Raw genomic sequence first — 17,523 nt, forward strand, 5'->3', positions numbered from 1 at the left:
TTGCTCACTTTTATCTCCGCAGTGCGAAGGGCGGAGGTCGCAACTTCGCGTTCTTGTTCTGTGGTCACCCCAAAATGATATTCCGTTGAAGGTGCATGAAAGCTTGATTTTTTACCTGTTTGCGTATTTTTATTGCGTCTGATCGCTTGAACCGTTGGATCTATTACGAGCTGAACATGAGCCTTGATTCGTTTGACCGTGCCTTGCTGAAAGCAGTCCAGCGCGATGCAACAACATCACAGATCGATCTTGGCGAGCAGGTGAGTCTCTCCTCTGCGGCGGTCAATCGGCGATTGAAGAAGTTGGGCAGCGCAGGGGTCATTCAGCGCACGGTGGCGCAGGTGAATCCTGCGAGCCTGGGTTATGTGCTGACCGTCATAACTGAGGTCGAGGTAGAAAGTGAGCGGTTGGAGCTGCTGGACGAAATGAAAAGGACTTTCATGGCGTGTCCGCAGGTTCAACAGTGCTACTACGTGGCAGGGGAGTGCGATTTTGTGTTGATCATGCTGGTCAGGAATATGGAGCAGTACACGCAATTGACCCGGTCGCTCTTTTTTCAAAGCAACAACGTCAAGCGCTTCAAGACGCTGGTTTCAATGAGCAATGTCAAAACCGGGCTCGCTGTGCCGACCGATCTGGAAGGTTGAGCGTGGAATGAGGCGGGGGCAATTGTCGTTGCCCCTGTGCAGTGGTGCTGAACCTACCTGCTACCCGTTACCGCTGGTTCAGACCATGCTGCACGTTGCCCGTGATTTTAACCGCAGGGTATGGGTCCTTTTTTCGTGGATCACGCCAAGGCAGATGATCATCACGGCCAGCAGCCCAGTGGCTGTGATCTCCGATCGATAGGCCGGGATGAAGAACATGCTGATCAGTGCCCCGCCGATGAACAGGATCACTGCCCAGGTCAGCCACGGGAACAGCCACATGCGAAACGCTGGCAGCTTGCCTGCGGCCATCAGCTTCTTGCGCAGGCACAGCTGCGAGACGGCGATAACCAGGTAGACGAGCAGGGCAACTGCGCCGGACGTAGAAAGCAGGAACTTGAATACGTTTTCAGGTGCGAAGTAATTGATGAAGGTTGCCGCAATCCCGATCACCGTCGAGCCCGCCACCGCTGCGAGCGGGACGTTCGCTTTGGTGGTGTACTTGTACAGCCGCGGCGCATCACCGCGTTTGGCCAGCGAGTAGAGCATGCGCGAGGCGGTATATACCTGGGAGTTCATGCAGCTGGCGACCGCCAGCAAAACAACGATGTCGATCACCAGGTTGGCGTTTGGAATGTTCATGATCTCCAACGCGCGCTGGAACGAGCCAACTTCTGGCAGGCGCGGATCGTTCCAGGGTACGACAGACAGGATCATCAGGATCGACAGTAGGTAGAAGACGCAGATACGCCATACCACCGAGTTGGTGGCGCGCGTGATCTGGCGTGCGGGATTCTTCGACTCCGCGGCTGCGATGGTCACCACTTCGGCACCGATGAAACTGAACATGGTCGTCAACATGGCGCCGATGACTGCAGAGAATCCGTTCGGTGCGAAGCCGCCGTGCTCGGCCATGAGCTGCCCGATGCCACTGACTTCACGGTTGGGCAGCAGCCCCATCAGTGCAGCTGCACACAGCGTAATGAAGGCAATGATGGCGACAATCTTGATCAGGCCGAACCAGAACTCGAACTCACCGTAGCGGGCGACACTGAAGAAATTGGAGCAGGTCAGCAGCACAATGACGGCCAAGGCTGTGATCCAGGTATCGATGGCCGGCACCCAGGTGTGGACGATGTTCGCTGCCGCAATGGCTTCCAACGGAATGGCCAGTACCCAGAACCACCAGTAGAGCCAGCCGATGCTGAAGCCGGCCCAAGGACCAATAGCCCGGTCCGCATAGGTTGAGAAAGAGCCCGTATCGGGTGATGCGACCGCCATTTCGCCCAGCATTCTCATGACCAGCACGACCAGTGCGCCAGTAAAGATGTAGGCAAGGATGACGGCGGGACCTGCCTTGGCAATGGCATGTCCGGAGAAGACGAACAGGCCTGCACCGATGACGCCGGCAATCGACAGCATGGTGACATGGCGCTGCTTCAAACCTGGAGCGAGTGATGTATTTGACATGGATAGACTCATTATTTGTTCTTGGGGCGTTCTAATCCGTACAACAGGCGGGCTCCGACGCACTGAAAGCGTTCGTGCGGTGAGGGAAAGCGCTCGCGCCAAGCTTGGGGCGAAATAATTGTTGAGTTAAATCCATTTTTTCTCACGCTATGTTTTACAAACACTCACCAATATTTGACGCACCCTTTGAGTTTTCTGGCGCTTAGCACTTGAGGTGACGGAAGAATCTCAAATGGCTTGGTCGCTACAGTGCAGTGCTGTTGACAGCCTCCATCATAGTTTTTATTGTGAGTGCAGTCATGCACACAAGCAGGCATGCAAGAAAGTGCCGTACCTTCCTGCCAAAAAACAATGAATATCAGTGAGGTGTGAAATGGTTCTTCCGGTCCCGTCGTATCTGAAAGGTCTCTTCGTTGGCGCAAGCCTGTGTGGCGCGCTATTGGCCCAGTCCGCTGCACAGGCTGCGGAAACGTCTGTTTGGCAAGGTATTCAAAAGGCAGGAGAGTTGCGCTGTGGTGCGGCGGTAGCCGCGCCTTATGTGATGCGCGACGCCAAGACGGGTGAGTACAGCGGCTACTTTGTCGATCTGTGCCGAGACTTTGGGGAGAGGGTCCTGAAGGTGAAGGTAGCGTTCGTCGATACCAACTGGGACAACCTGGTGGCCGGCTTGCAGAGTAACAAGTGGGACCTGGCCATGGCGCTGAACCAGACGCCTGAGCGAGCCCTGGCTGTCGCCTTCACCGTACCGGCAACCGACTACCAGGTGTCGCTGCTGGTGAACAAGGACAATCCAAAACTTGCTGATGTGAAAGAGGACATCTCGGCCCTCGACAAGCCCGAAGTGACCTTCGCCGTCATGTCGGGCACCGCACAGGACAAAGCCATTTCCTCGGTGATCCATAACGGCAAGATCATGCGCTTGCCAGGCATGGATGAAGCTCGACTTGCAGTGATGTCCAAACGTGCAGACGTACTGGTAGACGCCAGCGATACCAACCACTTGTTTGCCATGGCCAACCCTACCTGGACGCGTGAGATTCTGCCTAAGCCGGCCTTGGCCAAACAGGGCGTATCGTTCGGTGTGCGGCGCGACATTTCGCCTGCTGACCTGGAAGTGCTGAATATCTACCTGCGCCAAAAACGCGATACCGGTGATATCCAGCAATTGGTCGATAAGGCTTCAAACGAGGCCAATGCTGCCAAATAGCATTCCCTGGCATGCTGTCCGCGATTCTGAAGCGGGCAGCATTTCCCGTTCTTGAAACAAGAAGGTGATAACAGATGTGTGACCCGACACGCCCCCTGGCAGGACAGACCGTACTGGTGACCGGTGCTTCTGGCGGCATTGGTGCCGCGATCGTGGAGCAGTTGGCAGCCGAGGGCGCACGCCCGATCATTCATTACAGTCGCGACGAGCAGGGCGCCCGCGCATTGCTCGAGCGCATTGGCGGTAATGGTTGGATCGTACAGGGCGACCTGAGTGATGAGGCTGGGCCAGAACAGCTTTGGCACGCAGCACTTGAGCTGAGTGGTGGCCGTATCCATGGCCTGGTGAACAACGCTGGCATCCGCACTGAAATTGCGCTGGAGGTCAACTCGGCACAGTGGCGCGCGGCTTGGCGTCGTGAGTTTCAGGTCAACTTCTTTGCTGCCGCCGATCTCAGCCGCGAAGCCGTCCAGCACTACCGTGCTCACGGCGGTGGACGAATCATCAACATGGCCAGTCGTGCGGCTCAGCGCGGCTACGCTGCGGATGCCTTGCCATATGGCAGCAGCAAAGCTGCGTTGATCAACCTGACGAAATCCCTTGCCCGCAGCGTGGCTGCTGATGGTGTGGTAGCGGTGGCTATCGCGCCAGGTTGGGTGCGTACCGACATGGCTGAGCAGTTCGTCGCACAACACGGTGAAGCAGCGGCAGTGTCGGATATTCCGGTGGGGCGAATGGCCGCTCCTGCAGAAGTGGCTGAGCTGGTTGCGTTTACGTTGCGTCCCTCCCAGGCGTCGCTAAATGGCGCAACGCTGGACGTCAACGGGGGCAGTTACATCCGATAACTGCGGTCAGGCATTTGACGGATTTGCCCGGGTTCGCTCAGGCAATACTGTGCTAAGGGCCTACCTGATGCAGTTGCCCCAACCGGCTGCGGGTACGCATCAGGTCGGCAAGCGGCCCGCCCAGGCTCTCTTCCAGCGGCCGTTTGCCAATCACCGTCACCTGTCGGTCCTGGTCATACAGCACATCCACCAAATTGACGAAGCGCTGTTGCGCCGCCAGTGAGCACTCCGCCAGATCATCCAGCCCATCGATGATCCATTCATCGTATTGTCCGGCCAGCACGAGGTAGTCAATGACCGCCGTGGCCTTCTCGCACAAATCGTCAAAGCCAAGCACCGCCCGCCGGCCATCAATGGCCAGCGCGCGCAGCGGACGTTTGTTCACTTCCAGCATTATCGGCTGCTGGTCCGGTACGTTTAGCGCCTGGCGCTGCTCCGCCGTCCCTGGCCATACATAGTGGCCTCGGGTAAAACGCTGGTGCTCGCGGTTGGCCGGCAGGCTGCGAAAGTCTGTATCGCCGCCAACTTCCAACACTTCCATTGAACTGTTTATCAGGCGGATCACTGGCAGGAAACGCTCGTGGTACAGCGGGTTAGGCAGCAAGCCTTCGGGGGCGTAGTTGGAGGTCACCAGCAGGAGCACGCCACGGGCGAACAAGGCGTTGAACAGCCGGGTGAGCAGCATGGCATCGCCAATGTCATGCACATGGAATTCATCAAAGCACAGCACCCGGCAATCGCCGACCAGTTCGTCGAGGGTGGCGCCCAGTGCATCGTCCAGCGCCAGGTGGCGGTGCATGCCTTGGTGCAGGCGGGCAAAGAAGTCATGAAAGTGCAGGCGTAGCTTTGCGTCTAGTGGCACCGCCTGGAAAAAGCCATCGAGCAGCCAGCTCTTGCCACGTCCCACCGAGCCGTACAGGTAAAGGCTGCGTGGTTGCCCGTGTTCGAGCTGCGCCAACTGCGCGGCCATGCAATGGATCACCCGTCGCTGGCCGTCACTCAGTTGGTAGCCCCGGTTACGGGCTTTATCCTCGAACCCGTCGAGCAGCTCGCTCTGGTTGGCTTCGGCACCACGCAGGCGCTGGCTAAGCTGGCGAAGTGGGGCGGGGATCCAGGCAGACAAATGCAAAGCTCCTTGGGCGATGGCAGGGCAGCGTGCAGCTTGCCCGAGGGCGGCCATTTTGACCAATACAGAAAGTGACGGGCAATGATCACTTCGTGCGATAGGTCTGGCATCAGCGCGGGTGAAAATGACTAACTCGCTGTTTTATGGCAATTTTTTTTCATCAGGGGCTTCACAGATCAAAACTTTGTTGTTAAAGTGCCGCGCATTCCAAGACAACAACCCAGTTGTCACTCAGTTGGAATTGTCAGAGCAGCAAACGCTGCATCCGATACAGGGGCGTCGCCAAGCGGTAAGGCAGCAGGTTTTGATCCTGCCATGCGTTGGTTCGAATCCAGCCGCCCCTGCCATTTTTCAGATTCAAACGTCTATCACCCGGTGCTTAGAGAGATGAGCGCTGGGTTTTTTCGTTTTCGTGTTTTTTGCGCGATGCCTGTAGAGCAGCCTTGTGCCGCTCTCAACTACTTTGCAATCCCAAGCATTTCATTCAGCACCCTGGCCAACGCATCCGCCTGCACGGGCTTCTGGATCACCACGCTGCCTGGTAACTCCAGCCCCTGCAACTCCGCGTAACCGGTAAGAAACACCACCGGCAGGTGCGGGTAGCGGTCACGGGCGGCCAGCGCCAACTGTGCGCCATTGAACTCAGGCATGGCGAAATCGGTAAGCAGCAGGTCGATCTCGCCATCCAGCAGGGCCAGGGCCTGTTCGCCGCTGTGCGCCTGGCGCACCTGGTAGCCGTACTGGCGCAACACATCGCCCAGCATGTCGCGCACCAGGTGGTCATCATCCACCAGCAGCACCGTGCGGTCGTGGCCGCTGTCGCTGACCGACTGGCTGAGCAACGGTACGACCGGTTCGCTCATGGCCTGCTCCTTGACCGCCGGCAGATACACCGCCACTTGCGTGCCACGGCCAGGTACGGTGTCGATGCGCACGCCGCCTCCGGACTGTTTGGCGAAGCCGAACACCTGGGCCAGGCCCAGGCCAGACCCCTTGCCGATGTCCTTGGTGGTAAAGAACGGTTCGAACACCTTGGCCAGCACGTCTTCGCTCATGCCGCAGCCGGTATCGCGAATGCTCAGCATCACATACTCACCCGGCTCCGGGTCTTCCGGGCGTTGCGGGCGAGTATCGATGCGGGTGTTGCGGGTTGTCAGGGTCAGTTGGCCGCCATCGGGCATGGCGTCGCGTGCATTGATCGCCAGGTTGAGGATGATCATCTCGGTTTGGGTAGGGTCGGTCAGGGCCTGCCACAGGGCCGGGTCCAGGTCCAGGCGTACCGAGACGTTACCGCCCAAGGTGCGGCGCAACAGCTCTTCCAGGCCGGCCAGGGTTCGGTTGAGGTTCAGCGGTACGGGTTCCAGGCGCTGACGGCGGGAAAATGCCAACAGCTGCGACGTCAGCTTGGCGCCACGCTCGCCGGCTTCGCGGATGTGTGTGAGGCGCGTGCGGGCTTTGTCCAGGTCAGCCTTGGCCAGGTCGCGCTCCAGAAAGCTGGCGCCGGTCAGAATCACCGTCAGCAGGTTGTTGAAGTCGTGGGCCACGCCGGCGGTCAGTTGGCCGACCGCTTCCAGCCGTTGCATTTGTTGCAGCGCCGCCTCGATGCGTTCGCGCTCGTTGATCTGCTCGCGCAGGCGGGTGTTGGCCTCCGCCAGGCCCAGAGCGGCTTCGCGCTCGCTTGTAATGTCGCGCGCCACCACATACAGCAGGGTGTCTTCGGGCACCACCACCCATGACAGCCAGCGCTGATTGCCACTGGCATGCAAAATTCGTCCGACGAAACGGGCACTGGTACGGCCATGGGAGAGGGCGGCCAGCTCGGTGAGCAGCAGCTCCTGGTCGGGCTCGGGTAGCAGATGCAGCAGGGACGACTGGCTCAGGCGTTCGCGGGAGAAGCCCAGGCTGGCTTCCCAGGCAGGGTTGAGCGCGACCGGGGTCAGGTCCTTGTTCAGCACCGCCAGCAAGTCCTGTGACAGCTCCCAGGCGCGGTCGCGCTCGCGGGTGCGGCGTTCGACTCGCTCACCCAGCATCTCGTTGAGCTGGCGCAGCGCCTGGGTGGCCAGGCGCTGCGTGTGGATGTCTTGCAGCACGCCCGAAAAGCGCACGCACCGGTCGTCGACGAACTGGCTCTGGCCGCTGCTGAGCAACCAGCGCGGCTCCAGGCCATTGGGCTGGGCGATGCGAAACTCGACCCGGTAGTGCCCACCGCTTTCCGGGCGCATGGCGTGCTCCACCGCCTCGCGCACCAGCGGCAGGTCGTCGGCGTAGATGCCGGCGTAGAACACGTCAAGGCTCATTTCGGTGCTGGTTGGCAGGCCGAACAACGTCTTGCAGCGGTCGTCCCACAGCAGCAGGCCCTCTTGTGGACGCAGGTCCCAGGTACCCATGCCGGCGGCGTCGATGGCGATACGTGCACGGGCCTCGACATCCGCCAGGGCCTCTTCGGCGCGGCGCCGGCGCTGGCGCTCCTGCACCTCGGTCAGCGCTCGGCGCACGGCCTTGGGCAGCAGTGGCAGGTTCTTCTTCAGCACATAGTCAGTGGCGCCGAGGCGGATCATTTCCACCGCGTGCTCTTCGCCGTAGATACCGGACAGGAAAATGAACGGCATGTCTGGCGCCAGGCGCTGGGCGATGGCCAGCACCTCGGTGCCGGACGAGCCCGGCAGCACGCAGTCGCACAGGGTCAGGTCATAGTGGGCCTCGCGCAGCGCATGTTCGACGCCCACATGGTCGAACACCAGCCGGTGCTGCACATTCAGCCCGCTGCGCTCCAGGCGCATCAGGGTCAGCTCGGCGTCCATCGAGCTGTCTTCGACCATCAGAATTTTCAACGGCGATTGCTGCATTGTTGCGGCGGCCTCAATTGCTACCGCGACGGTTCAGCCGCAGTGAGCCGGGTGGCGGTTCGTTAAGTACTGCCCAGAATACCCCGAGGTCGGAGATGGCGGCGACGAATTCCTTGAACTCCACCGGTTTGACCACATACGCGTTCACCCCCAACTCGTAGGCGCGCAGCAAGTCGGGCTCTTCCCGCGAGGAGGTCAACATCACGGTGGGGATGCTGCGCAGTTCGGCCGTGGCGCGAACTGCCTTGAGCACTTCCAGGCCATCGACCTTGGGCAGTTTCAAGTCAAGTAGCAGTACCGCAGGGTTACCGTCGTCGCGATCGGCATAGGCATTGCGGCGTAGCAGGTAGTCCAGGGCATCGGCGCCGTCGCGCAGCACGATGACTTCGTTGGCCAACTGGCTGCGCTCCAGGGCCAGCAGCGTCAGCTCCAGGTCCCTTGGGTTGTCTTCGACCAGCAGGATGGGTTTGAGCATGGTGATAGCGGTGCCTCAGGTGGTCGCAGGGTGGCGCGGCAGGGTGAAGTGGAAGCTGGCGCCCTGGTCGATCTGGCCATTGGCCCAGACCCGGCCGTCATGGCGCTCGATGATGCGGCGCACGCTCGCCAGGCCAATCCCGGTGCCTTCGAAGTCTTCCATGCGGTGCAGGCGCTGGAACACGCCGAACAGCTTGTTGGCATAGGCCATGTCGAAGCCCACGCCGTTGTCGCGGATGCAGATTTCGATCTCGCCAGGGTGCTGCACGGCGCTGATGCCGATGTGCGCAGGCGTACGGCCGCGCGTGTACTTGATGGCATTGGCGATCAGGTTGTGCAACGCCATGTTGATGAACGCCGGGTCGCCAATCACCTTGGGCAGCACCGCGATGTCCCAAACGATTGCGCGGCCTTCGTAGTCGGGGGCCAGTTCGCTGCGAATGGCGTCCACCAGTGCGTTGAGGTCGACATCGGACAGGCGTAACGCCGAGCGGCCCATTTGCGAGAAGTTGAGCAGGTTGTCCACCAGGCTGCCAGCAAAGTGCGCCGCTTCCCCGATATGCTGAAGGAAGCGCTTGCCGCGTTCGCTCAGGCCCTGGCCTTCGATTTCGCCAAGCAGTTCGGTGTAGCCGGCGATGTGCCGCAAGGGCGCGCGCAGATCGTGGGACACGCTGTAAGAAAATGCTTCAAGTTCCTTGTTCGAGCGGCGTAACTCGCCTGCCAGTTGCGCCAGCTCTTCGGCCTTGCGCAACACAATGCCAAGCACTGCGCTGCGCAGTTCCATCACGCCCTCTATCACCAGCGGGTCCCAGGGCTCGCAGTGGCCGCGCAGTTCCTCTTGCCAGCGTTCGAAGCTGTGCCGCGGGTCGAGGGTGCCTTGCGGCCCGGCCTGTTTGGTCGGCTGGCCAGCCCAATTCACTGTGCGCACCTGCTCGGGGCGGAACCACAGCAGATAGTGCGAGTGGATCTGCGAAATGGCCACCGCCAGCACACCGCCTGCATGGGCGGCCAGTTCAGGCAGGTCGGTGATGTCACGGCGCAGGTTATCACTGTGGAACACAGGGTCTGCGCCGCGCAGGCCAAGCCAGTGCACCAGCGCGGTCACTTGGGCCTCTGGCGGGGTCTTGCCGATCAGGTCGCAGCGTTCGGCCGAGATCACGGCGGCACCCTGGGCACCGGCAAAGGCCAGCAACACATGGGGCAGGTCGCGCAGGCCGTCGCTGACGCTGTCGTGGTCGGCCATGGACGAGATCATGCGCACGATGTGTTGGCGCAGTGCCAGCAGCTTGCGTGTGCTGGCATGGGCCTCGCGGGACTCGATCTGCAGCGACAGCACGCTGGCCAGCAGCTCGCTGGCTGTGCGGGTACGCAGGTCCACCGCACGCGGCTGCTGATGGTGGCAGGACACCAGCCCCCACAGCTCACCGTCGACCACGATCGACAACGACATCGAGGCCAGCGTGCCCATGTTGCGCATGTATTGCAGGTGCACCGGCGACACGCTGCGCAGTGCGGCAAAACTCATGTCCAGTGCCTTGCCGGTGTGCGGGTTGGTGGCTGGTAGCAGGGGGGAGGGTTGGTAGTTGGCGTCTTCAATCACGCGGATGCGGTTGACCCGGTACAGCTCGCGCGCCTGGCGTGGGATGTCTGCCGCCGGGAAGCATAGGCCCAGGTAACGGGGATAGCCCGGGTCGGCCACCTCGGCCAGCACCTGGCCATTGCCATCGGCATCGAAGCGGTACGCCTTGACCCGGCCAAAGCCGGTGATGCGCTTGAGTTGCAGCACGGTTTGCTGCAGCAGGTCTTCAAGGCTGCTGGCTAGCTGAAGGCTGCCGACGAAGCTGCGCACCAGTGGGTAGTAGTCGCCTTGCCCGGCCAGGTCCGGCGGCAGGCGTGGGGGTTCTAGCTCGGCGACCAATACGTCGTCGTGACAGTGCACCAGCAGGTGCAACGGGTTGCTGAACGGCGCGCCTTGGCGCAAGCGCACGTCACCGATGTGGAAAGGGAAGATCTCATCATCGGGTAACCGCGCGAGCTGTGCACGCAAGTCGAAGCCGTCGCTGACCAGGTGCGCGAAGTGGCAGCCGATCAGCTCCCGGGCCGGCAAGCCCAGCCAGTGCTCGACGTTTTCACTGGCCTGCAACACGCACAGGTCGGTGGCATCCAGCACCAGCAGGAAACCGTGGGGCTGAATGCTGCTCGGCACATGGATGGGTTCCCGGGCACAGCGTTCCATGGCTTCTGCCAGCGTGTTGTCTGCAGTCATCAATGAAACCGCTCCTGTCTTGTCCGTCCATGCATGACACAGGATGAGGTTGTTTCACCCTATCAGAATAGTAGGCAGTTTTACCGGCCTCTGGCCATTTGAGGCATTGGGTGGCGAGGGGTTCTACGCAGGGCTGATTTTTTTTGACGGGGCGGTATCGCTTTATCGCTAATACAAAAAAATGGCTTGATGCCACCACGGTTGGGCTGCCTCGCTGCTACGCTCAGATCAGGCAGTTTCAATAAGGATAATAAGGTGACGGAGCGCTTGGTGGCCGCGCTGTTGGGCCTGTTGTTCAGCGGCAGTACCGTGGCAGCGGATTTTCTCGTGGAAGTGCGGGTACTGGTGCAGCGCGGCTGCATGCTGGTCACCCAGACACGCGATGCGGGAGCTCAGGCGCTGGGGCGGATCGACTTGGGTGCGACCACGCGCCTGGACGGCCCTGGCACGCCCTTGAGCGGCGTACTGCTGAGCCAGCGCCCGCCGCGCCTGGAGTGCAACCCGGACACCCCTTATCAAGTGCGTGTCGATGGCGGCCAGCATGGCGGCGTTGGCGAGTTGCGTTACCTGGCCAGTGACGACCGTACGGCCCGGCCCATTCCTTACCGTCTATACCGCGATGCTGCCTGGCGCGAACCGCTGGTGGTGGGGGAGGCCCAGTCGGCACGGGTGCCAGGCAGCGGCTCGGTCGAGCTGCCGTTGTACGCGCGTATCGACAAACTGGCCTGGGTGCCGAATGCAGGGCTGTACGCCGACCTGCTCAAAGTCACGGTCACTTGGTAGGGATATCACCATGCACAAGGACGCGATGCCATGAACCGCACTTCGATCCTGTTGCTCACCCTAGGGCCACTGCTGGTACCTGGCGCAGCGCATGGCAGCACCACCGGTTTCATCCAGGCGCGGCTGGTGATCAGCGCGGCCTGCCAGATCAGCAGCAACGAGACGCAACCGGCCGTGCTGGGCAACCCGGGTGTACTGGACTTTGGCGAGCGCGGCCCTAACTGGGACCAGCCGCTGCGTAGCCGGGTTGACGAAGTGAGCGGCGAGGGCAGCCTGCAGATCAGCTGCACGCCCGAGGTACGGGCCTTCAACGTGCGGATCAATGGTGGCCTGAATGGCAATGATGGTATTCGCCGCCTGAGCAATGGTCGCGAGCTGATTCCTTATCAACTGGCCGTCGACCCGGGCGGCAATAGCCGCTACGTCATCGGCCAGGCGCGTGCCTTCACCATCAACAGCGCCCAGCAGATCCCGATTCCCATCTACGGTGTGGTAGTGGCGCAACCCCGCGCGCTGCCGGCCGGGCTGTACCGCGACACCCTCAGAGTGACCCTGGACTGGTAACCACGCAAGGAGACTCCGATGCGAACGAACCTTTCATGCTGCATGCTCGCAGGCCTCGGCCTGGCGCTGGCCTCTCAAGCCCAGGCCGCCACGGTGACCGGGAACATCACCTCGACGTTGACCCTGACTGCCGCGTGCCAGGTCAACGGCGGTTCGGCTACATCGGGGCTGAATTTCGGCGCTCTGAACTTCGGCACCGTGGATGCCCTGTTCACCAACGCCAATGCTCAGGTGCAGCGCAGTGGCGGCGGTGCCATGAGCATTCTGTGCTCGGCGGGTGCGATACCTGTGATCAAGGTGCGCGCAGGCCTGCATGATGGCCAGTCGAGCGGGGGGACGAGGGCCCTTGCCGATGGCGCGGGCAATTTTGTGCCCTACGACCTCTATACCGACGCTGGCGCTTCGAACTTGCTGGCGATCGACAGCACCATCACGTTGCCAACCAGCACTGGCGCGGCCCAGACGGTCAACCTTTACGGCAGGGCGGTGGGCAAGGCCGGTTTGCCACCCGGGACCTACACCGACACGATTTCGGTTGAGCTGTCGTTCTGAACCATGCGCCGCTGGTTGACGTGGGGCCTGACAGGTACCGGCTTGTTGCTGGCCACCCCGCTGAGTGCAGTGACTACCAGCACCTTCACCGTGACGGCACAAATCGTTGCCGGCTGCCTGGTGATGGGCGGCGTCACCACCTACGGGGCACTGGACTATGGCACGCAGTCAGCGTTGTCCACCAGCACCCTCAGCACCTCGCTGGGTGGCAACACGGTGACGTTCCAGTGCACGCCAGGCGTGGCCATGAGCATGAGCCTTGACGGGGGGCAGAACAGTGCCAGCGGCACACGCAACCTCAAGCGTGCGAGCGGGACACAGGTGCTGGCCTACCAGTTGTACCGGGACGCGGCCTTCAGCCAGAGCCTGGGGATCGGCCAGAGCGTGGCCGTGAGCTATTCCGACCCGACGGCGATCAAGCTGCCGGTGTACGGGCGGGTCCAGCTGACCGGCACGCTGCCGGCAGGGATCTACACCGATGTGGTGCAAGTGACGGTGACCTGGTAGACGCCAGCGCCAGCAACGACAAGTGTCTAAGGAGAGCTGCATGCGGGAAGGCGCGAAGTGGGCGCATGGATTGATCGGGTTGTTGTGGCTGGCCAGCTTGCCGGCAGGGGCGGCGACTTCGGTGCTGATCTGGCCGATCGACCCGGTGCTGGAGGCCGACCAGAAGGCCGGTGCCCTGTGGCTGGAAAATCGCGGCACAGCGCCGGCCAACTTGCAGGTACGCGTGTTCGCCTGGCGCCAGGGTGACTACCAGGAACAGTTCCAGGCGCAGCGCGAAATCATTGGCAGCCCGCCAGTGGCCAACATTGCCCCAGGGCAGAAGCAGCTGATCCGCCTGACGCGCACCGGCCCCTCGCCAGCCGGCCAGGAGCAGGCCTACCGCATCATCATCGATGAGATCCCGCCCGCCATCCCTGTCGACAAGGCTGAGCCCGGTGCTACTGCGGCCATCCGTCTGCAAATGCGTTATTCGGTGCCTTTGTTCGTCTACGGCGAGGGGCTGTGGGGCAAGGCTGACCCCGAGGGCAAGCGCAATGCCGAGGGCGTGGGCAAGCCGCAGCTCAGCTGGCGCTCGGTGACCGTGCAGGGCAAGCCCTACGTTGAGCTGCGCAACACGGGCCCGGTGCATGCGCGCCTGACTGATGTGGTGGTGCAGCAAGGTAGCCAGAGCAAACCCTTGGCCGAGGGCTTGCTGGGCTATGTGCTACCCGGTGCCAGCATGCGTTGGCCGGCACCGGTGGCGCCCGGCAGTGCCAGCGTGCTCAAGGGCAGGGTCAACGGCCAGGGCTCGGCGGACGCCATCCGCCAAGGCCAATGAGCCAACTGAATGCAGTGCAGGGGCCAGGGAGGACCCGGCAATGGTTGGAAACCGTGTGTGAAATGGCTATCGGCGATGACGTGCCGCTGGTGCCTGGGGCTGGCCATGGTCAGCCCTGGGCTGGCGCTGGCCGACGACCTGCCCCCGCCGCCCACGGAGATGTCCGCCATCGCCGACGCCACGCTGTACCTCGACCTGCTGGTAAACCAGATGCCCCGGGCTGAACTGGTGCCGGTGCAGCAGCGGGCCGGACAGTTGTACCTGGACAGCGAGGTATTGCGCGCGGCTGGCATCTCGCTGCCGGGCAACCCTCAGGGCGAGGTGGCACTGGAGAGCATCGTGGGGCTGCATACCGACTACGACAGCCAGAATCAGCGCTTGCTACTGCAGGTGCCGCCGGCCTGGCTGCCAGACCAGCAGTTGGGCGACCGCAGCCTGTACCCGCCCAGCGATGCCCGCAGCAGTTTCGGCGCGTTGTTCAACTATGACCTGTACCTTAACGACACCGATGATGGCGGCACCTACCTGGCCGCCTGGAACGAGCTGCGCCTGTTCGACAGCTGGGGCACTTTCTCCAGCACCGGGCAGTGGCGCCAGTCGTTCAATGGCGTACAGGCGGACGCTACGCGCCAAGGCTTCATGCGTTACGACACCACCTGGCGCTTCACCGACGAGCAGCGCCTGCTGACCTACGAAGCGGGTGATTTCGTGACGGGCGCCTTGCCCTGGAGCAGTTCGGTACGCGTGGGCGGCCTGCAGCTGTCACGTGATTTTGGTGCGCGCCCCGACCTGGTCACCTACCCGTTGCCAGCGTTTGCGGGCGAAGCGGCGGTGCCGACCTCGCTGGACTTGTTCATCAACGGTTACAAGTCCAGCACCACTGAACTGCAGCCAGGCCCGTACACCTTGACCAACGTGCCCTTCATCAATGGCGCGGGGGAGGCGGTGGTGGTCACTACCGATGCGCTGGGCCGGCAGGTGTCGACCACCTTGCCGTTCTATGTGACCAGTAGCCTGCTGCAGAAAGGTCTGTCGGATTATTCGGTGGCTGCGGGCAGTTTGCGACGTGATTACGCCGTCCGCGATTTTGCTTACGGACCCGGTGTTGCTTCGGCCAACCTGCGTTATGGCGTCAGTGACAGCTTCACCCTGGAAACCCACGCCGAAACCGCTGAGTCGCTGACATTGGGTGGCCTGGGCGGCAACATGCGGCTGGGCAACTTCGGTGTGCTGAACGCCGCCTTGGCGCAAAGCCGGTTCGACGGTGACAAGGGCCACCAGGTCGCCTTGGGGTATCAGTACAACAGCCAGCGCATTGGTTTCAGCTACCAGCGCCTGCAACGCCATGGTGACTATGCCGACCTGACCCGGGTGGACGCCCCGGACATGCAACTGAGCAAAAGCAGCGAACAGGTGACCCTCAGCCTCAACCTGAACGCGTACGGCAGCGTCGGTGCCGGCTACTTCGATGTGCGCGCCGGTGATGGCACGCGTACCCGGCTGATCAATTTGAGTTACAGCAGGCCACTGTGGGGCAACAGCAGTGTGTACCTGTCGGCCAACCGCGAAGTGGGTGACAGCCAGTGGGCGGTGCAGGCGCAGTTGGTCATCCCGTTCGACCTGCACGGCACCCTGGCGCTTGGCCTGGAACGCAGCAAGGAAGGCGAGAGCCTGCAAAGAGTCAACTACAGTCGTGCGGTCCCGGTAGGTGGCGGTGTTGGTTACAACCTGGGATATGCCGCAGGCAGTGACCGCGATGCCTACCGCCAGGCCGACGTCACCTGGCGCCTGCAATCGGTGCAGCTGCAGGCCGGGGTGTATGGCAGCAGCGGCGAAATGACCCGTTGGGCCGACGCCAGTGGCTCGCTGGTGTGGATGGATGCCGGGGTGTTCGCCGCCAACCGCATTGATGATGCCTTCGTGGTGGTCAGTACCACAGGTTACGCCGATGTCCCGGTGCGCTACGAAAACCAGGAGGTCGGTCGCACCGACGCCAACGGCCACCTGCTGGTGCCGTATAGCAGCGGCTATTACCGCGGCAAGTACGAAATCGACCCCATGGACCTGCCACCAGACGTGCTTGCAGCGGAAGTAGAGCAGCGCGTGGCGGTACGTCGGGGCAGCGGCTACTTGCTGGAGTTCCCGCTCAAGCGCGTGATGGCGGCCAGCGTCGAGTTGGTAGACGGCAACCAGCAGGCGCTCAAGCTGGGCAGCCGCGTTACCCACGAGCAAAGTGGCAGCCAGGCCGTGGTGGGCTGGGATGGTCTGGTGTACCTGGAGAACCTGTCGCCGCACAACCGCTTGCAGGTGGAGATCGAAGGAGGCGGGCATTGCCGGGTGGAGTTCGACCTGCCTGAGGCGCAAGGCTCGGTTCCCTTGATCGGCCCGTTGGTGTGTCGATGAACGCCTGGTTGCGTGGTATGTGGGGGAGTGCGCTGTTGCTGCAGGCTGGCTCGGCCTGGGCCCTGTGCTCGTCGGTGGCGACGTCACCGGCAGCATTTGGCAGCCTTAACTCGACGCAGGTTCGTTCTACGGTACAAACCTCTTCATCGTCGAACTCGGGGTTGCGGTGTTCAGGTTCATTGCTCAGCCTGCTCAGCAGCGGTGACCACTTCTACGCCACGATCACCCCGGCTTCGGGAGGGCTGGTCGGCCCGACCGGCGACGTCATCGCCTACACGCTGTATGCCGATAACAGCACCAACTACCCGATCGCACGGAATGTGGCTTACGACTTTGCCCGCAACGGTATCCTCGATGTGTTGGGGCTGCTCGGCAGCATCACGCCCAAAACGGTGCCGATCTACCTGCGCACCCAAATCGGCAGCAATGTCGCGGCAGGGCTGTATCAAGAGAACCTGACCGTGACCTGGAGCTGGGATTACTGCTCGGGGATCAGTGTGTTAGGGGGCTGCCTCGGGCGGGACATCGGTTCAGGCGTCCAGACCTTGAACGTGAGCCTGACGGTGACCAACGATTGCCAGATCACCACCCCTGACATCAGCTTCAGCAGTGCGCCGGTGGTGGCAGGGTTCGGTACGGTAAGCCAGAGCATGAGCGTGTCGTGCACCAAGGGCAGCAACTACACGGTGGGGCTGGATGACGGGCAGAACGTGTCAGGTGGACGGCGGCGAATGAAGTCATCGGCCAACAATTACCTGGCCTACGACATTTTCAAGAGTGCAGGGACGGTGCGCTGGGGCGCGTCGGGGGCGGCGCGACGTGCCAGTGCCGATGCGGACGTGAATCCAGGGGCGGGTACCGGCACTGGGAGCCAGGTGTTCAACTATAACGCCAAGGTCTACACGGACCAGGCTACGCCGCCAGCAGCGACCTATTCCGACAGTGTGATACTGGATGTGCAGTTCTGACAAAACCTGACGCGGTCCTGCAAGGGTGCCGCGTCAGTTGCAAGGGCA

15 protein-coding genes and 1 tRNA gene are annotated in these 17,523 nt (G+C 62.0%); 11 read left to right on the forward strand and 5 right to left on the reverse strand.

From position 1 onward, the window contains the following. The first annotated feature begins 176 nt into the window (after positions 1-176). Positions 177-647 carry an Lrp/AsnC family transcriptional regulator gene (locus QQL85_RS07840; protein WP_284355903.1) on the forward strand — a complete coding sequence of 157 codons (471 nt, stop codon included), beginning with the start codon at positions 177-179 and terminating at the stop codon, positions 645-647. Positions 648-725: 78 nt separating this feature from the next. Here the strand turns inward: QQL85_RS07840 and gabP are convergent, their stop codons facing one another. Continuing rightward, complete coding sequence (gabP, locus tag QQL85_RS07845) at positions 726-2,117, reverse strand: GABA permease (protein WP_284355904.1); 1,392 nt, start codon at positions 2,115-2,117, stop codon at positions 726-728. 505 nt (positions 2,118-2,622) lie between these two features. Here gabP and QQL85_RS07850 point away from each other — a divergent pair. Further along, the gene (locus QQL85_RS07850) at positions 2,623-3,324 is read left to right on the forward strand and encodes a transporter substrate-binding domain-containing protein (RefSeq protein WP_284355905.1); all 702 of its coding nucleotides are present in this window, start codon (positions 2,623-2,625) and stop codon (positions 3,322-3,324) included. Positions 3,325-3,398: 74 nt separating this feature from the next. Next, positions 3,399-4,169 (forward strand): SDR family NAD(P)-dependent oxidoreductase, encoded by a 771-nt coding sequence (locus QQL85_RS07855; protein WP_284355906.1) that lies wholly within the window; start codon positions 3,399-3,401, stop codon positions 4,167-4,169. Between the two features lie 52 nt (positions 4,170-4,221). Here QQL85_RS07855 and zapE read toward each other — a convergent pair whose 3' ends face one another. Beyond that, entirely contained in the window at positions 4,222-5,292 is a 1,071-nt protein-coding gene (gene zapE / locus QQL85_RS07860) for a cell division protein ZapE (RefSeq protein WP_284355907.1), read from the reverse strand. Between the two features lie 275 nt (positions 5,293-5,567). Here zapE and QQL85_RS07865 point away from each other — a divergent pair. Next, positions 5,568-5,642, forward strand: a tRNA-Gln gene (locus QQL85_RS07865). A 111-nt stretch (positions 5,643-5,753) separates the two neighbouring features. Here the strand turns inward: QQL85_RS07865 and QQL85_RS07870 are convergent. The 3 genes from QQL85_RS07870 to QQL85_RS07880 are packed head-to-tail and all read right to left on the reverse strand — an operon-like array spanning position 5,754 to position 10,881. Continuing rightward, positions 5,754-8,141, reverse strand: coding sequence for a response regulator (locus tag QQL85_RS07870; protein ID WP_284355908.1), 2,388 nt, complete (start codon positions 8,139-8,141; stop codon positions 5,754-5,756). A gap of 13 nt (positions 8,142-8,154) precedes the next feature. Further along, the gene (locus QQL85_RS07875; protein ID WP_284355909.1) at positions 8,155-8,616 is read right to left on the reverse strand and encodes a response regulator; all 462 of its coding nucleotides are present in this window, start codon (positions 8,614-8,616) and stop codon (positions 8,155-8,157) included. 15 nt (positions 8,617-8,631) lie between these two features. Beyond that, positions 8,632-10,881, reverse strand: coding sequence for an ATP-binding protein (locus QQL85_RS07880; RefSeq protein WP_284355910.1), 2,250 nt, complete (start codon positions 10,879-10,881; stop codon positions 8,632-8,634). A 255-nt stretch (positions 10,882-11,136) separates the two neighbouring features. On the opposite strand from QQL85_RS07880, the gene QQL85_RS07885 reads away from it, so the two are divergent. The 7 genes from QQL85_RS07885 (at position 11,137) to QQL85_RS07915 (ending at position 17,475) form a co-directional block, all read left to right on the forward strand. Further along, positions 11,137-11,664 carry a Csu type fimbrial protein gene (locus QQL85_RS07885; RefSeq protein ID WP_284355911.1) on the forward strand — a complete coding sequence of 176 codons (528 nt, stop codon included), beginning with the start codon at positions 11,137-11,139 and terminating at the stop codon, positions 11,662-11,664. A gap of 30 nt (positions 11,665-11,694) precedes the next feature. Beyond that, on the forward strand, positions 11,695-12,228 hold the full coding sequence (locus tag QQL85_RS07890; protein WP_284355912.1) for a Csu type fimbrial protein: 534 nt from the start codon (positions 11,695-11,697) through the stop codon (positions 12,226-12,228). An 18-nt stretch (positions 12,229-12,246) separates the two neighbouring features. Further along, on the forward strand, positions 12,247-12,780 hold the full coding sequence (locus QQL85_RS07895; RefSeq protein WP_284355913.1) for a Csu type fimbrial protein: 534 nt from the start codon (positions 12,247-12,249) through the stop codon (positions 12,778-12,780). Between the two features lie 3 nt (positions 12,781-12,783). Then, the gene (locus QQL85_RS07900; RefSeq protein ID WP_284355914.1) at positions 12,784-13,287 is read left to right on the forward strand and encodes a Csu type fimbrial protein; all 504 of its coding nucleotides are present in this window, start codon (positions 12,784-12,786) and stop codon (positions 13,285-13,287) included. A 40-nt stretch (positions 13,288-13,327) separates the two neighbouring features. Beyond that, a complete protein-coding gene (locus QQL85_RS07905) occupies positions 13,328-14,104 on the forward strand; it encodes a fimbrial biogenesis chaperone (RefSeq protein WP_284355915.1) in 777 nt (258 codons plus the stop codon). A gap of 105 nt (positions 14,105-14,209) precedes the next feature. Continuing rightward, positions 14,210-16,507 (forward strand): fimbria/pilus outer membrane usher protein, encoded by a 2,298-nt coding sequence (locus tag QQL85_RS07910; RefSeq protein ID WP_284356012.1) that lies wholly within the window; start codon positions 14,210-14,212, stop codon positions 16,505-16,507. Further along, on the forward strand, positions 16,504-17,475 hold the full coding sequence (locus QQL85_RS07915; RefSeq protein ID WP_284355916.1) for a Csu type fimbrial protein: 972 nt from the start codon (positions 16,504-16,506) through the stop codon (positions 17,473-17,475). Before QQL85_RS07910 ends, QQL85_RS07915 begins: the two co-directional genes overlap by 4 nt. Positions 17,476-17,523: the final 48 nt, after the last annotated feature.

The organism is Pseudomonas putida (assembly GCF_030159595.1).
Lineage (GTDB): Bacteria > Pseudomonadota > Gammaproteobacteria > Pseudomonadales > Pseudomonadaceae > Aquipseudomonas > Aquipseudomonas putida_AC.

What these genes read in the sequence shown, in the direction of transcription:
- QQL85_RS07840 (WP_284355903.1), top strand. Translation starts at nt 177, where the DNA reads ATGAGCCTTGATTCGTTTGACCGTGCCTTGCTGAAAGCAGTCCAGCGC.
- gabP (WP_284355904.1), bottom strand. Translation starts at nt 2,117, where the DNA reads ATGTCAAATACATCACTCGCTCCAGGTTTGAAGCAGCGCCATGTCACC.
- QQL85_RS07855 (WP_284355906.1), top strand. Translation starts at nt 3,399, where the DNA reads ATGTGTGACCCGACACGCCCCCTGGCAGGACAGACCGTACTGGTGACC.
- QQL85_RS07870 (WP_284355908.1), bottom strand. Translation starts at nt 8,141, where the DNA reads ATGCAGCAATCGCCGTTGAAAATTCTGATGGTCGAAGACAGCTCGATG.
- QQL85_RS07875 (WP_284355909.1), bottom strand. Translation starts at nt 8,616, where the DNA reads ATGCTCAAACCCATCCTGCTGGTCGAAGACAACCCAAGGGACCTGGAG.
- QQL85_RS07880 (WP_284355910.1), bottom strand. Translation starts at nt 10,881, where the DNA reads ATGACTGCAGACAACACGCTGGCAGAAGCCATGGAACGCTGTGCCCGG.
- QQL85_RS07890 (WP_284355912.1), top strand. Translation starts at nt 11,695, where the DNA reads ATGAACCGCACTTCGATCCTGTTGCTCACCCTAGGGCCACTGCTGGTA.
- QQL85_RS07895 (WP_284355913.1), top strand. Translation starts at nt 12,247, where the DNA reads ATGCGAACGAACCTTTCATGCTGCATGCTCGCAGGCCTCGGCCTGGCG.
- QQL85_RS07900 (WP_284355914.1), top strand. Translation starts at nt 12,784, where the DNA reads ATGCGCCGCTGGTTGACGTGGGGCCTGACAGGTACCGGCTTGTTGCTG.
- QQL85_RS07905 (WP_284355915.1), top strand. Translation starts at nt 13,328, where the DNA reads ATGCGGGAAGGCGCGAAGTGGGCGCATGGATTGATCGGGTTGTTGTGG.
- QQL85_RS07910 (WP_284356012.1), top strand. Translation starts at nt 14,210, where the DNA reads ATGGTCAGCCCTGGGCTGGCGCTGGCCGACGACCTGCCCCCGCCGCCC.
- QQL85_RS07915 (WP_284355916.1), top strand. Translation starts at nt 16,504, where the DNA reads ATGAACGCCTGGTTGCGTGGTATGTGGGGGAGTGCGCTGTTGCTGCAG.